Annotated in this window: 13 protein-coding genes; 11 read left to right on the plus strand and 2 right to left on the minus strand. The window is 61.8% G+C overall.

Translation table 11 applies throughout. The features are described 5' to 3' along the window. Positions 1 to 61: 61 nt before the first annotated feature. Positions 62 to 826: a sulfite exporter TauE/SafE family protein gene (locus tag AC193Q_RS23855; RefSeq protein WP_483878871.1), complete on the plus strand. Its 765-nt coding sequence runs from the start codon at positions 62 to 64 to the stop codon at positions 824 to 826. Here the strand turns inward: AC193Q_RS23855 and AC193Q_RS23860 are convergent. Further along, positions 816 to 1130: a putative quinol monooxygenase gene (locus tag AC193Q_RS23860; protein ID WP_047291115.1), complete on the minus strand. Its 315-nt coding sequence runs from the start codon at positions 1128 to 1130 to the stop codon at positions 816 to 818. The genes AC193Q_RS23855 and AC193Q_RS23860 overlap by 11 nt on opposite strands. A 182-nt stretch (positions 1131 to 1312) precedes the next feature. Between AC193Q_RS23860 and mdaB the strand changes: the two genes are divergently transcribed. From mdaB to AC193Q_RS23895, 7 genes are all read left to right on the plus strand, one after another. Beyond that, a complete protein-coding gene (gene mdaB / locus AC193Q_RS23865) occupies positions 1313 to 1903 on the plus strand; it encodes an NADPH:quinone oxidoreductase MdaB (protein ID WP_483878872.1) in 591 nt (196 codons plus the stop codon). Positions 1904 to 2093: 190 nt separating this feature from the next. Then, positions 2094 to 3005 (plus strand): LysR family transcriptional regulator, encoded by a 912-nt coding sequence (locus tag AC193Q_RS23870; protein ID WP_047291117.1) that lies wholly within the window; start codon positions 2094 to 2096, stop codon positions 3003 to 3005. A 103-nt stretch (positions 3006 to 3108) separates the two neighbouring features. Next, entirely contained in the window at positions 3109 to 4002 is an 894-nt protein-coding gene (locus tag AC193Q_RS23875) for an NAD-dependent epimerase/dehydratase family protein (RefSeq protein WP_483878873.1), read from the plus strand. Positions 4003 to 4316: 314 nt separating this feature from the next. Continuing rightward, positions 4317 to 5666 (plus strand): GntP family permease, encoded by a 1350-nt coding sequence (locus tag AC193Q_RS23880; RefSeq protein ID WP_483878874.1) that lies wholly within the window; start codon positions 4317 to 4319, stop codon positions 5664 to 5666. 15 nt (positions 5667 to 5681) lie between these two features. Continuing rightward, positions 5682 to 6542 (plus strand): MurR/RpiR family transcriptional regulator, encoded by an 861-nt coding sequence (locus AC193Q_RS23885; protein WP_047291119.1) that lies wholly within the window; start codon positions 5682 to 5684, stop codon positions 6540 to 6542. Position 6543: 1 nt separating this feature from the next. Continuing rightward, complete coding sequence (locus AC193Q_RS23890; RefSeq protein WP_483878875.1) at positions 6544 to 8001, plus strand: N-acyl-D-amino-acid deacylase family protein; 1458 nt, start codon at positions 6544 to 6546, stop codon at positions 7999 to 8001. A gap of 198 nt (positions 8002 to 8199) precedes the next feature. Beyond that, on the plus strand, positions 8200 to 8568 hold the full coding sequence (locus tag AC193Q_RS23895) for a glyoxalase superfamily protein (protein ID WP_047291121.1): 369 nt from the start codon (positions 8200 to 8202) through the stop codon (positions 8566 to 8568). 156 nt (positions 8569 to 8724) lie between these two features. Here AC193Q_RS23895 and gliR read toward each other — a convergent pair whose 3' ends face one another. Next, complete coding sequence (gene gliR / locus AC193Q_RS23900) at positions 8725 to 9741, minus strand: AraC family transcriptional regulator GliR (RefSeq protein ID WP_483878876.1); 1017 nt, start codon at positions 9739 to 9741, stop codon at positions 8725 to 8727. A 211-nt stretch (positions 9742 to 9952) separates the two neighbouring features. Here gliR and AC193Q_RS23905 point away from each other — a divergent pair, with 211 nt between their 5' ends. From AC193Q_RS23905 to AC193Q_RS23915, 3 genes are read left to right on the plus strand one after another with little or no spacing between them, the layout of a single operon-like run. Further along, entirely contained in the window at positions 9953 to 11548 is a 1596-nt protein-coding gene (locus AC193Q_RS23905) for an FAD-binding oxidoreductase (RefSeq protein ID WP_483878877.1), read from the plus strand. A 5-nt stretch (positions 11549 to 11553) separates the two neighbouring features. Further along, positions 11554 to 13149, plus strand: a complete 1596-nt coding sequence (locus AC193Q_RS23910) for a glycerol-3-phosphate dehydrogenase/oxidase (protein WP_483878878.1) — start codon at positions 11554 to 11556, stop codon at positions 13147 to 13149. A gap of 20 nt (positions 13150 to 13169) precedes the next feature. Next, the gene (locus AC193Q_RS23915) at positions 13170 to 14738 is read left to right on the plus strand and encodes an FGGY-family carbohydrate kinase (RefSeq protein WP_483878879.1); all 1569 of its coding nucleotides are present in this window, start codon (positions 13170 to 13172) and stop codon (positions 14736 to 14738) included. The last annotated feature ends 154 nt before the right edge of the window (positions 14739 to 14892 follow it).

Consider the following 14892-nt stretch of genomic DNA (forward strand, 5'->3'; position numbering starts at 1 on the left):
CAGAGGCAGCCTCAGTATATGGCAGATTTTCAGCGCACCCGCCAAGGCGCACAGTAGCGCCATGAACGCACTCGCAGACTTCTATCAAAACCTCGGCCTGGGCCTATCCTTGCTGGTCATCGCCACCTTCATCATGGCCGGCCTGGTCAAAGGGGTAATCGGTCTCGGCTTGCCCACTGTCGCGATGGGGCTGCTGGGTCTGGCTATGGCCCCATCACAGGCAGCCGCGTTGCTGATCATTCCGGCGACGCTGACCAACGTTTGGCAACTGGCTTTTGGCGGGCATCTGAAAGGGCTGATCAAACGCCTGTGGCCGCTGCTGCTGATGATCTTCCTCGGGACCGCCGTCGGCACGTTGTCGATCGGCATGGCGGGCGGGCATTGGGTGGTGCGCGGCTTGGGCGCGGCGTTGTTGCTGTATGCGTTGAGCGGGTTGCTGCTGCCGACCCTGCAGGTCAATCCACGGCATGAGCCGTGGCTCGGCCCGCTGTGCGGGCTGATCACCGGAGTCATCACTTCGGCCACCGGCGTGTTCGTGATACCGGCGGTGCCGTACCTGCAGGCGCTGGGTTTGCAGCGTGATGAACTGGTGCAGGCGCTGGGCCTGTCGTTCACCGTCTCGACCCTGGCGCTGGCCGGCGGCCTGTTCTGGCGCGGCGCACTGGGCAGTGGCGAATTGACTGCCTCGCTGCTGGTACTGATCCCGGCGATGCTGGGCATGGGGTTCGGCCAATGGCTGCGGCAGCGCATCAGTGCCGTGTTGTTCAAGCGGGTGTTCTTTATCGGACTGGGCGCACTCGGCGCCCATTTGCTGATCAGCGGCTAGCCGAAGAAGCGCTGAGCATGTCGATCCGCCGGATATCGAAATCGCGCTCCAGGTACGTCATGCGGTTGTCGAAAAACTCGCGCATGTGCGGCAGGTTCGAGTGCACGTCGAGGTGCGCCTGGCTTTCCCAGATCTCGTAAAAGATGAACAGCGTCGGGTCTTCCTGGTCGCGCAGCATGTGGTACTCGATGCAGCCCGGCTCGGCGCGGCTCGGTTCGACATAGGCGCGAAACAGTGCTTCGAAAGCCTCGGCTTTCTCCGGGCGGGTCTTGGCGTGCAGGATGAAACCGTGGCGTTCACTCATCAGAACAACTCCTCAAATGCAGATGGCAGCCAATGCTATTGCAATAATCTGCGTTCCATTCGTGCTTTTTGATCAAATGTATTTTGCGCCGACGCGGCTTATTCCGCGCGAGATGGGTGGTTAACCTGCCGCCATTCGTTTTCCCATCTTTCCCCAGCCCAATGGCTGCGCGAGGCGTTCTGATGAAAAAAGTGTTGTTGCTCAATGGCGGCAAGAAATTCGCCCATTCCGACGGTCGTTACAACGCGACCCTGCACGAAACTGCACTGAGCGTGCTGGATCGTGGTGGCCTGGATGTCAAAACCACGTTCATCGATGAGGGTTACGACGTCGCTGAAGAAGTGGCCAAATTCCTCTGGGCCGACGTGATCATTTATCAGATGCCGGGCTGGTGGATGGGCGCGCCGTGGACGGTGAAAAAGTACCTCGACGAAGTCTTCACCGAAGGTCATGGCAGCCTTTATGCCAGCGATGGCCGGACTCGTTCCGATGCGTCGCAGAAGTACGGCAGCGGCGGCCTGATTCAAGGCAAGCAATACATGCTGTCGCTGACCTGGAATGCACCGCAGCAAGCTTTCGACGACCCGAGCGATTTCTTCGAAGCCAAAGGTGTCGACGCGGTGTATTTCCCGTTCCACAAGGCCAACGAGTTCTTGGGCATGACCGGATTGCCGACGTTTCTCTGTGTGGACGTGATGAAGCGGCCGAACATCGAGAATGATGTGGCGCGGTATGAGCAGCATCTGAGAGAGGTGTTTGCTCTCAAGGCTTGAGATGAGTTCATGTGGTGAGGGTTTTAACTGTGGAGAGGGGATTTATCCCCGATGGGTCGCGCAGCGGCCCCCGATCTTGATCTCAAAAAGCGGGGGGCCTGCTGCGCAGTCCATCGGGGATAAATCCCCTCGCCACAGGGGTGTTCTCTCTCCACAATGGATTTTGTGCGATGACCAATAAGGGACGCCCGTGAAAGCCAGATCCGATGAGTTGCAGATTTTCGTCTGCGTGATCGAGTGCGGTTCGATTTCCGCCGCCGCCGAACAGGTCGGGCAGACGCCGTCGGCGGTCAGCCGCACGTTGTCGCGGCTCGAAGCCAAGCTCGACACCACGCTGATCAACCGCACCACGCGGCGCATGGACCTGACCGAGGAGGGCAAGTATTTCTTCGAGCAGGCCAAGCTGATTCTCGATCAGATGGATGCGCTCGAAGAGCGTCTGTCCTCACGCCAGCAAACCCCGTCCGGGCGTCTGCGGATCAACGCTGCGTCGCCGTTCATGCTGCACGCCATCGTGCCCTACATCGACGAATTCCGTGGCCTGTACCCGGACATTCAGCTCGAACTCAACAGCAATGACCTGATCATTGACCTGCTGGAACAAAGCACCGATGTCGCCATCCGCATCGGCACCCTGGCCGACTCCACGTTGCATGCGCGCTCGCTCGGTTGCAGTCCGCTGCTGATCGTCGCCAGTCCGGCGTATCTGGAGCAGCACGGCGCGCCGCAGCAGGTCGCCGACTTGAGTGACCACGCCCTGCTCGGTTTCACCCACAACGAAGGTCTCAATCAGTGGCCGCTGCGTTACGTGCACGGTGACCGTTGGCCGATCACTCCGGCGATCAGTGCTTCCAGCGGCGAAACGGTGCGCCAGCTGGCGCTGGAAGGCCAGGGCATTGCCTGCCTGTCGCACTTCATGACCATCGACGACATTCGCGCCGGGCGCCTCAAGGTGTTGCTGGCGGAGTTCAACAGCGGTTATCGCCAGCCGATCAACGCGGTGTACTACCGGAACTCGCAACTGGCGCTGCGCATCCAGTGCTTCCTCGACTTCATCCAGAGCAAACTCGCGGCGTACGCCAGTGCTGATTTCAAAGGCTGATTCGTGACCCCTGCGCAACAGTGATTTGGTCGAGGGCGGGTTTTTCCATCGGGGTGACCGGTCGATACTCGCTGCATCACTTATTCACGCAGGGAGTTTCTCCATGAACGTATTCATCACCGGCGCCGCCGGTTTTATCGGCGGCTCCATCGCCACCGGTCTGGTCCAGGCTGGCCATAATGTCACCGGCCTGGTGCGCAGCGCCGAGCAGGCTAAAGAACTGAAAGCACTGGGCATCACCCCGGTGATCGGCACTCTTGAAGACAGTACATTGCTGGCCGATCAGGCCCGCGCCGCCGATGCGGTGATCAATGCCGCCAGCAGTGACCATCGCGGCGCAGTCGAAGCGTTGCTCGACGCCCTGCGCGGTTCGAACAAAGTGTTCCTGCACACCAGCGGTTCGAGCATCGTCGGCGATGCCTCGGGCGGCAAGTCCAGCGACGTCATCTACTACGAAGACAATCTGCCGGAGCCCACCGTCGACAAGGCGGCGCGCGTGGCGATCGACAAGCTGATCCTCGCCGCCGCACAGGACGGCGTGAATTCGGCAGTGATCTGCAACACGCTGATCTACGGCCACAGCCTGGGCGTCAAGCGCGACAGCGTGCAGTTGCCGCGTTTGCTCAAACAAGCACGTAAAAGCGGTGTGGTGCGGCATGTTGGTACTGGCCAGAACATTTGGTCCAACGTGCACATCGAAGACGTCGTCGCCCTGTACCTGCTGGCACTGACCAAAAACGTGCCGGGCACCTTCTACTTCGTCGAAAGTGGCGAAGCGTCGTTCATCGACATGACCACCGCGATGGCTCAGGCCCTTAACCTCGGCCAGCCACAAGACTGGCCACTGCAGGACGCCGAAGCCGAATGGGGCTACGAAATGGCCAACTACGGCCTCGGCTCCAACAGCCGCGTACGCGGCAAACACGCCCGCGAACAGCTGGGCTGGGCGCCAAAACGTACGTCGGTGGTGGAGTGGATTCGTAACGAGATGGTGTGAGTCGTACTCCAGCCATCCAGACACCACCGAACCTGTGGGAGCTGGCTTGCCAGCGATAGCGGTGCACCCGTCAGCAAATATGTTGAATGTGCAGCCGCCATCGCTGGCAAGCCAGCTCCCACAAGTTTTTGTGTTTGCCTGGGAACCATGTAAATCCCGCCCCGCGATTTTCATTAATCGCGACAAGACATATCCAACAGCGACACGCCTTACCTCTCCACGAAAATTACTTTCATGGCGTTTGAAAACTCGATCTCGAAATGATTTATGAGTTTCACAACCCATTCGAACGTGACCCTTTCGAGGAGTACCGCATGACGCCTTCCTTCGGCTATTGGCTACTGATTTATGCCGCCGTAGCCATCATTGCCTTGATCGTGCTGATCGCCCGTTACCGGCTCAATCCGTTCATTGTCATCACGCTGATTTCCATCGGTCTGGCGCTGGTGGCGGGCATGCCGCCGTCGGGCGTGGTGGGGGCGTATGAGGCCGGGGTGGGCAAGACGCTGGGGCATATTGCGCTGGTGGTGGCGCTGGGGACGATGCTCGGCAAGATGATGGCCGAGTCCGGCGGTGCGGAGCAGATGGCCCGCACCTTGATCGAGAAATTCGGCGAAAAAAACGCGCACTGGGCGATGGTTTGCATCGCGTTTCTGGTCGGCCTGCCGCTGTTCTTCGAGGTCGGTTTTGTGTTGCTGGTACCCATCGCCTTCACCGTGGCGCGGCGGGTGGGCGTATCGATTCTGATGGTCGGCCTGCCGATGGTTGCCGGCCTGTCGGTGGTGCATGCGCTGGTGCCGCCGCACCCGGCGGCGATGCTCGCGGTGCAGGCTTATCAGGCCTCGGTCGGGCAGACCTTGCTGTATGCGATTGCCATCGGTATTCCCACCGCAATCATCGCCGGCCCGCTGTACGCCAAATTCATCGTGCCGCGCATTCAACTGCCGGCGGATAACCCGCTGGAAAAACAATTTCTCGACCGCGAGCCGCGCGACAAACTGCCGGGGTTCGGCATCACCATGGCGACCATTCTATTGCCGGTGGTGCTGATGCTGATTGGTGGCTGGGCCAACCTGATCTCCACGCCGGGCAGCGGTTTCAATCAGTTTCTGTTGTTCATCGGCAATTCGGTGATCGCACTGTTGCTGGCGACCTTGCTGAGTTTCTGGACGTTGGGCATCGCTCAGGGTTTCAACCGTGAATCGATCCTCAAATTCACCAACGAGTGCCTGGCGCCGACCGCCAGTATCACCTTGCTGGTCGGCGCCGGTGGTGGTCTGAACCGGATTCTGGTGGACGCCGGGGTCACCGATCAGATTGTCGGGCTGGCCCACGAATTTCACCTGTCGCCGCTGATCATGGGCTGGCTGTTCGCGGCGTTGATGCGGGTGGCCACCGGCTCGGCCACCGTGGCGATGACCACCGCATCCGGCGTGGTCGCGCCGGTGGCCATTGGTCTGGGTTATCCACACCCGGAATTGCTGGTGCTGGCGACCGGCGCCGGCTCGGTGATTTTTTCCCACGTCAACGACGGCGGCTTCTGGTTGATCAAGGAATACTTCAACATGACGGTCGCGCAGACGTTCAAGACCTGGACCGTGCTTGAGACCCTGATCTCGCTGGTCGCTTTCGCTTTGACCGTCGGCCTTTCTTACCTGCTGTAACCGGAGCCCGCCGCCATGGACATCCTTTATCAGATCCGCGCTCGTCAGGACTCCTTCAGCGCCGGCGAAGGCCGCATCGCCCGGCTGATGCTGGACGACGTCGGTTTTGCCGCGAGCGCCAGCCTCGAAGATCTCGCACAACGGGCCGAAGTCAGTACCGCCACGTTGTCGCGTTTTGCCCGCACGGTGGGCTGCCGCGACCTGCGCGATCTGCGCCTGCAACTTGCCCAGGCCAGCGGCGTTGGCAGCCGTTTTCTCGACCCGGCGGGTACCCCTGAACAGTCGGCGTTCTACGGGCAGATTGTCGGCGATATCGAAACCACGCTGCGCCAGCATCTGGCTGGATTCGACGAATCACGCTTCGCCGACGCGGTGAAAATGCTCGGCCAGGCGCGGATGATTCATGCGTTCGGCATGGGCGGTTGTTCGACCCTGTGCAGCGATGAATTGCAGGTACGCCTGGTGCGGCTTGGCTACCCGATTGCGGTGTGCCACGACGCGGTGATGATGCGCGTCACCGCCGCCAGCCTCAATGCCGAGCACGTGCTGATCGTCTGCTCGCTGACCGGCATCACTCCGGAGCTTTTGGAAACTGTCGAACTGGCGCGCAACTACGGCGCACGCATTCTGGCCATTACCCGCGCCGACTCGCCGCTGGCGGAACTGGCCGACATCGTTCTGCCGCTGCAAGGCGCGGAAACTTCGTTCATCTACAAACCGACGGCGGCGCGCTACGGCATGTTGCTGGCCATCGATGTGCTTGCGACCGAGCTGGCGCTGGCCAATCCTGAAGACAATCAAGAGCGTCTGCGGCGGATCAAACTCGCCCTCGACGAATACCGTGGCGGCGACGATCACCTGCCGCTGGGAGACTGACATGCAGTACGACACGCTGATCCGCAACGCCACCGTCATCGATGGCAGCAACACGCCCGGTTATCGCGCCGATGTGGCGATTCTCAACGGCCGCATCGAACGTATCGGCGACCTGCAGGATGCCCGCGCCACGGAAGACACCGACGCCGCCGGCCGCGTGCTCGCCCCGGGTTTCATCGACGTGCACACCCACGACGACACGGTGGTCATCCGCCAGCCCGAGATGCTGCCCAAGCTCAGTCAGGGCGTGACCACGGTGATTGTCGGCAACTGTGGGATCAGCGCCTCGCCGGTCAGTTTGCAAGGCAATCCGCCGGACCCGATGAACCTGCTCGGCACAGCCGCCGCATTCGTCTATCCACGTTTCAGCGATTACCGCGCCGCCGTCGAAGCGGCGAACACCACGCTGAACGTCGCCGCACTGGTCGGTCACACCGCGCTGCGCAGCAATCACCTCGACGACCTGTTGCGCACCGCCACGCCAGACGAAATCGCCGCCATGCGTGAGCAATTGCGTGAAAGCCTTGAGGCCGGCGCACTCGGTTTATCCACAGGCCTGGCCTATGCCAGCGCCTTCAACGCTTCCACCGATGAAGTGAAGCAACTGACCGAAGAACTGACCGCGTTCGGCGCGGTGTACACCACCCATCTGCGCAGTGAATTCGAGCCGGTGCTGGAGGCGATGGACGAAGCGTTCAGCATCGGCCGTCACTCGCAGTCCCCGGTGATCATTTCCCACCTCAAATGCGCCGGTGTCGGCAACTGGGGGCGCAGTCCGCAGTTGCTCGCATCGCTGGAGGCAGCGGCGAAAACCCAGCATGTGGGCTGCGATTGCTATCCCTACGCGGCGAGCTCTTCGACGCTGGATCTGAAGCAAGTCACCGATGCCCATCGCATCACCATCACCTGGTCGACGTCGCACCCCGAAGTCAGCGGTCGCGACCTGATCGACATCGCCGCCGAATGGAACGTGCCACTGCTCGACGCCGCCAAACGCCTGCAACCGGCGGGCGCGGTGTACTACGGCATGGACGAGGCGGATGTACGAAAAATCCTCGCGCATCCACTGTCGATGGTCGGCTCTGACGGACTGCCGGAAGACCCTTTCCCGCACCCACGCCTGTGGGGCGCTTTCCCACGAGTACTCGGCCATTTCAGTCGTGATGTCGGGCTGTTTCCGCTGCATACCGCCGTGCACAAGATGACCGGTCTGTCGGCGGCGCGGTTTGGCTTGAAAGGGCGCGGCGAGATTCGTGAGGGCTATTGGGCGGATCTGGTGTTGTTCGATCCTGAGACGGTGCGCGATGTGGCGGATTTCCATGATCCGCAGCGGCCAGCGCAGGGGATTGATGGGGTGTGGGTCAATGGCGTTTTGAGTTATCGCGACGGGCAGGCGAATGGTCGCCGGGAAGGGCGGTTTCTGGCACGCGAAGGTGATCTGCGCGAAGGATTTCATTGATGGTGATGGCGCCAAAAGATCGCAGCCTGCGGCAGCTCCTACAGGAGATCGCATTCCAATGTAGGAGCTGCCGAAGGCTGCGATCTTTTGAACTGTGTCTCATAGTGGCACTCTGAGATTAAAGAATGTCGAAGCCAAGCCGAATTGCTGACATCCAGCCCCGCTAAACGCTTGGGCCAACCAGTCAGGGAGCACCCCATGAGCTTCGGCAAAACCACCCCGATCCTGCGGATCTTCGATGAAGCCAAGGCGTTGGAGTTTTACGTCGACTTCCTCGGCTTCACGATCGACTGGCAGCACCGTTTCGAAGCGAACTTCCCTTTGTATCTGCAGGTGTCCCGTGGCGAATGCGTGCTGCACCTGTCCGAGCATCATGGCGACGCGACGCCGGGCTCGGCGTTGCGCATCGAGACCGACGAGCTGGAGGCGTTTCAGCAGCAGTTGCAGGCCAAGGATTACAAGTTCTCGCACCCACAGATTCAGGCGATGCCGTGGGGCAGTCAGGACATGACCATTGCTGATCCGTTTGGCAATCGACTGGTGTTTACCAACGCGATCAGTGTCTGAGTCGAGCCATACAAAAAAAGCGCTGCCAAACCATTCAGGTGGCCACTGACGCCATCGCTGGCAAGCCAGCTCCCACAGTGATCGCGTCGTACACAAAATTTGTGCTTCACCAAGAAACCTGTGGGAGCTGGCTTGCCAGCGATGAGGCCAGAACAATCACCCCCGATGCATCTGCCGAAACTCCCCCGGCGGCATCCCGCGCCGGCTCTTGAAGGTTCGGTGAAAAGAGCGCGGCTCGGTAAACCCCAGATACTGCGCAATGTCCTGAATCGGCAGCGTGCTGTTGAGCAAATAATGCTCGGCCAGCTCCTGACGCAAGTCATCCAGAATCTGCTGATACGACGTCCCCGCCTGATGCAACTGGCGTTGCAATGTGCGCACCGACACCGCGAGCTGCTCGGCCACCTGTTCCTTGCGCGGCAAGCCTTCCTTGAGCAGTTGACGCAGGATGCTTTTGACCCGTTGTTCCAGCGATGCATCCTCCAGCGTCGCCATTAATCCCATCGCGTGCTCTTCCAGGGTACGCAGCAATTGCGCATCGGCCTGGCGCAGCGGCAACTGCAGATACGGCAGTGGCACGATCAGCGCCGAATACGCCTGCTCGAACAGCACCGGGCAATCGAAAAACGCTTCGTACTGCGCCAGGCTGGCGTCTGGCGGGCACGGATGTTCCAGCCACACGGCGGCGGGCGACATCTGTGTGTCGGCGATCCAGCGCGCGTATTGCAGCCACGAGCCGAGGACGTTTTCTACCAGATGCCGGCGGATGCGCGGGCGTTCGTAGCGGCACGTCCAGATCAGGTGCACGTGACCGTTCTGCACGTCGGCGCGGCTGACGCCCATGTCGCCCACCAGTTTTTCGAACGGCATGATCCGGCTCATCGCATCGCCCAGAGTCGCGCAGTTCATGGTGATGTAACCGAGCACGCTCCAGGAATTGGGCAGGACGAAGTTTGCCGCGTTGAGACCAAACAGCGGATCGCCCGAGTGCTCGCAGAAATAATCGAGCAGGCGCTCATGGGTTTCGCCCGGCAGGCGCAGGCTGTTGTCGCTCAGTTGCTGCGCCTGCAAACCGGCAGCGGCCAACGCCGGCTCGATGGCCATGCCCAGTTGCTCGGCATGGCGCACGTATTTGAGCAGCGGCGGAACCGAGGTGAAGCCGAGCGATTGCATGATCCGAATCCCTTGATCAAGGCCTGCGTGAGCGAATGAATGCCTGAAAGGTAATTTGAAACCCCGACTAAAGTAAATGGCTGGCACTTGCGCGACGTTTGACTCAATTGGCTACTCGAACTGGCCGGATGCGACCGTGACACTTTTTGGCCGCTGACTAGTATGGAGGCCTGCAATATCACTGATCAGACTGCATAAGAAGGACACACGCATGCGACGCTGGAACGGCTGGGGAGATGCAACCACGGTGGTCGAACTGCCGGCCCAGGGCGCGAGTTTTCTCCATGAACGGTTGGGGGCCGGGCGCGCGCTGCCCGATGCCACGCTGGAGGCAGCATTGGCGCGGGTGCCGGTCTCACGGTTGGCGGCGCACGCCTTGTACAGCGTTGATGCCCATGATCGTCTGCTGCACGCTCGGGGCCAGAGTTTGCCGGACTGGCTGGCGCTGCGCGAAGGGGCGCTGGGCAATTATCCGGACGCGGTGGCGTTTCCGGAAACCGCCGGGCAGATCCGCCAATTGCTGGCGCTCGCCCACGAACAGGACTTGTGCCTGATTCCCTACGGCGGCGGCACTTCGGTGGCCGGGCACATCAACCCGCCGGATTCGGCGCGGCCAGTGGTGACGGTGTCGCTGGCGCGGATGAATCGCCTGGTCGACCTCGACGAGGCCAGCCAATTGGCGACGTTCGGCCCCGGCGCCAGTGGCCCGCAGGTGGAAAGTCAGCTGCGCGCTCGCGGCTACACGCTGGGGCATTTTCCGCAGTCGTGGGAGTTGTCGACGCTGGGCGGTTGGGTGGCCAGTCGCTCCAGTGGTCAGCAGTCGTTGCGCTACGGGCGTATCGAGCAGTTGTTCGCTGGCGGCACCCTGGAAACTTTCGCCGGACCCTTGGAAATTCCGACGTTCCCAGCTTCGGCGGCGGGGCCTGATCTGCGCGAAGTGGTGCTCGGTTGCGAGGGCCGTTTCGGGATCATTTCCGAGGTCAAAGTGCGGGTCAGTCCGCTGCCGGCCGATGAGCGTTTTTACGGGGTGTTCCTGCCCAGTTGGAGCAAGGCACTGCAAGCGATCCGCCAATTGGCCCAAGCGCGAGTGCCGTTGTCGATGCTGCGCCTGTCGAACGCGGTGGAGACCGAAACCCAACTGGCGCTGGCCGGGCATCCGCAGCAGATCGCCTGGCTGGAAAAGTATCTGAACCTGCGCGGCGCCGGTGAAGGCAAGTGCCTGCTGACCTTCGGCGTGACCGGCAATCGTCGGCAAAACGCGCTGTCGCTGAGCCAGGCGCGCCAGCATCTGAAAGCCTTCGGCGGCGTCTTCACCGGTACGTTGCTTGGCAAAAAGTGGGCGCAGAACCGCTTCCGTTTCCCTTACCTGCGCGAGAACCTGTGGAACGCCGGTTACGTGGTCGACACCCTGGAAACCGCCACCGACTGGAGCAACGTCGACCATCTGCTCAACCTGATCGAAAACAGCCTGCGCGACGCCTTGGCGGCAGAGGGCGAACGGGTGCATGTGTTCACCCATCTGTCCCACGTTTACGGCGAAGGCTCGAGCATCTACACCACTTACGTGTTTCGCCCGGCGGCGGATTATCCGGCAACGCTGGCGCGCTGGCAGGCACTCAAGCACGCGGCCAGCCAGACTATCGTCGACAACCACGGCACCATCAGCCACCAGCATGGGGTCGGCAAGGATCACGCGCCGTATCTGCCGCGCGAAAAAGGCGCGCTGGCGATGGAGACCTTGCAGGCGCTGAGCAAGCACTTCGATCCGGCCGGGCGCCTCAACCCCGGCACGCTGATGCAGGAGTGACGATCATGCACCCGGACTGGAACGCCGCGTGGCGCCAGCAAACCTTGCCGACATTGGCCGACGCAAGCTGGGACCTGATCGTCATCGGCGGCGGCATCAGCGGTGCCGGCATCCTGCGCGAAGCGGCGCGGCGTGGCTGGCGTTGTCTGCTGCTGGAACAACGGGATTTCGCCTGGGGCACCTCCAGCCGGTCGTCGAAAATGGTTCACGGCGGATTGCGTTATATCGCCAAGGGCCAGTGGCGCCTGACCCGCGATTCGGTACGCGAGCGCCAGCGCCTGCTCGACGAAGCGCCGGGGCTGGTGGAGCCGATGAGTTTCCTGATGCCGCACTATCGCGGCGGCTTTCCCGGGCCGCGTGTGCTCGGTGGATTGTTGTCGGTGTACGACGCGTTGGCCGGGCGACGCAGCCATCGTTTTTACGACGCGCAGCAACTGCGGTTTCTCGCGCCGGGGGTGAAGGAAACCCGGCTGCTCGGTGGCACCTGTTTTGTCGATGCGCTGACCGATGACGCACGGCTGGTGATGCGCGTGTTGAGTGAAGCGCGGGCCGATGGCGCAGTGGTGCTCAACGGGGTGCGCGTCGAACATTTGCTGCGCGAAGACGGCCGGGTGTGTGGAGTGCAGATCGAGGACTGTGAAGCGGGCGGGTCGCGGCAATTGCGTTGCGGCGTGCTGGCGGTGGCGACCGGGGCGTGGGCGCAGCGCCTGCGTTTGCCCGAGGCTCCGCGACAACTGCGGCCATTGCGCGGCAGCCATCTGCTGCTGCCGGGCTGGCGTTTGCCGGTGGCGCAGGCCTTCACTTTTTTGCATGCGCGTGACCGTCGGCCGGTGTTCGTTTTTCCCTGGGAAGGGGCGACGGTGGTTGGCACCACCGACCTCGATCATCGCGAGAGTCTGGATCAGAGCGCGAGCATCAGCGCTGAAGAACTCGACTACCTGCTGGCGGCTTGCACGCAACAATTTCCAGGCGCCGAAGTGACGGCGAGCGATGTGCTGTCGACCTGGTCCGGCGTGCGTCCGGTGGTGGGCAGCGCGGCGGGTGCACAGCAAGGCAAGCCGTCGAATGAAACCCGTGAACATGTGCTGTGGCAGGAGCCGGGTTGTGTCACGTTGGCCGGTGGCAAACTGACGACGTTTCGCCCGCAAGCCATCGAAGTGCTCAAGGCCTGTGCCGACATGCTTGGCCGCGCTTTCGAAGATGACGGCGCGCCGGTTTTCGCAACCGTACCGCCACTGATCATTCCGGGACTCAGCCCGCAACAGTGGCGACGCCTGGCCGGCAGGCACGGCTGTGATCTGCCACGACTGGCGCAACTGATCGCCGGGTTGGGCCACGAAACGGTCGGCAACACTGACACCTTGTGGGCCGAATTGGCCTTTGCCTGTGAGGCGGAAATGGTGCTGCACCTCGATGATCTGTTGTTGCGCCGCACCCGGCTGGGCTTGTTGCTGGCGCGCGGTGGCGAAGAACATTTCGCTGCCATCCGCCAACTCTGCCAGCCAAGACTGGGCTGGGACGATGCACGCTGGCAGCAAGAACTGCAGCGTTACCGGGCGTTGTGGCAACGTCACCACGGCCTGCCGGATGCCACGCCTTGAGGCCCCTTGAAGAGAGCGCCATGCATAACCACTCGAACAAGCGCTACCTGCTGGCGATCGACAACGGCACCCAGAGCGTGCGCGCATTGCTCTTCGATTTGCAGGGTAATCTGCTCGGTAAAGGCAAGGTCGAATTGCAGGCGTACTACTCGACGCAACCGGGCTGGGCCGAGCAGGACCCGCAATATTACTGGGCGAAACTCGGCGAGGCCTGCCAGCAGCTGTGGGCGCAAACCGGGATTGATCGCTCGCAAATTGCCGGGGTGTCGCTGACCACCCAGCGCGGCACGGTGATCAACGTCGATGCCGAGGGTAAACCGCTGCGTCCGGCAATTCTGTGGCTCGATCAACGCCAGAGCGAAGTCGAGGGCGGGATCAAGGGACCGTGGGGCTGGCTGTTCAAACTGGTCGGCGCACAGGCCACCGTGGATTACTTTCGCGCGCAGGCCGAGGCCAACTGGATCGCCAGACACCAGCCTGAAATCTGGGCGGCGACCGACAAGTTTTTGCTGCTCTCGGGCTTTCTCACCCATCGCCTGTGTGGGCGCTTTGTCGACTCGGTGGGTTGCTGCGTCGGCTACCTGCCGTTCGACTTCAAACGCCTGAAATGGGCCGCGCCCAGCGACTGGAAATGGCAGGCGCTCGCGGTGCGTCCGGAGCAATTGCCGACCTTGCACAAACCCGGCGAAACCCTTGGCTACATCACCGGCGAGGCCGCTCGCCATACCGGCATTCCCGAAGGTTTGCCGCTGATTGCTGCCGGCGCTGACAAGGCCTGCGAAGTAGTCGGTTCAGGCGTGGTCGATGCGAGCACGGTGTGCCTGTCCTACGGCACCACCGCGACCATCACCAGCACCCGCTCGCGCTATCTGGAAATCGTCCCGCTGATTCCGCCGTACCCCTCGGCGGTGCCCGATCAGTACAACTGCGAGGTGATGATTTATCGCGGTTACTGGATGGTCAGCTGGTTCAAGAACGAGTTCGGTCTGCGCGAAATGCAGCAGGCGCAAGAACAGGGCATCGAACCCGAGCAACTGTTTGATGCGCTGGTCAACGCGGTGCCGCCGGGATCGATGGGGCTGATGCTGCAACCGTACTGGTCGCCGGGGATTCGTGAGCCGGGCGTCGAGGCCAAGGGCGCGATGATCGGCTTCGGCGACGTGCACACCCGCGCGCACATTTACCGGGCGATTCTGGAAGGGCTGGCGTATGCGTTGCGCCAGGGCCTGGAGAACATCGAGAAGCGCTCGAAGGTGTCGGTCAAGCGTCTGCGGGTGGCCGGTGGCGGTTCGCAGAGTGATGCGGCGATGCAGCTGACGGCGAATATTTTTGGTCTGCCGGCGGAGCGCCCGCATGTGTATGAAGCGTCGGGGCTGGGCGCGGCGATCTGTTGTGCGGTGGGGTTGGGCTTGTATGCGGATTACCCGGCGGCGATAGCGGCAATGACCCGCGTCGGGACGGTATTCACCCCGCAGCCCGAGGCGCAGCAGGTTTACGAACGGTTGTACAAAGAGGTGTACCTGCGCATGTATCGCCAGCTCAAGCCGCTGTACCAGAGCATCCGCAAAATCACCGGTTACCCCGCGTAACCAGACACTGGAAATCCCCTGTAGGAGCTGCCGAAGGCTGCGATCTTTTGATCTTGTTTTTAAAGAATCAAAGTCAAAAGATCGCAGCCTTCGGCAGCTCCTACACGGATGGACGGTGAGCCTGAAATGGCGCTATCGGAGACTTTTTCTGGTG

This window comes from Pseudomonas sp. F2, assembly GCF_057174385.1.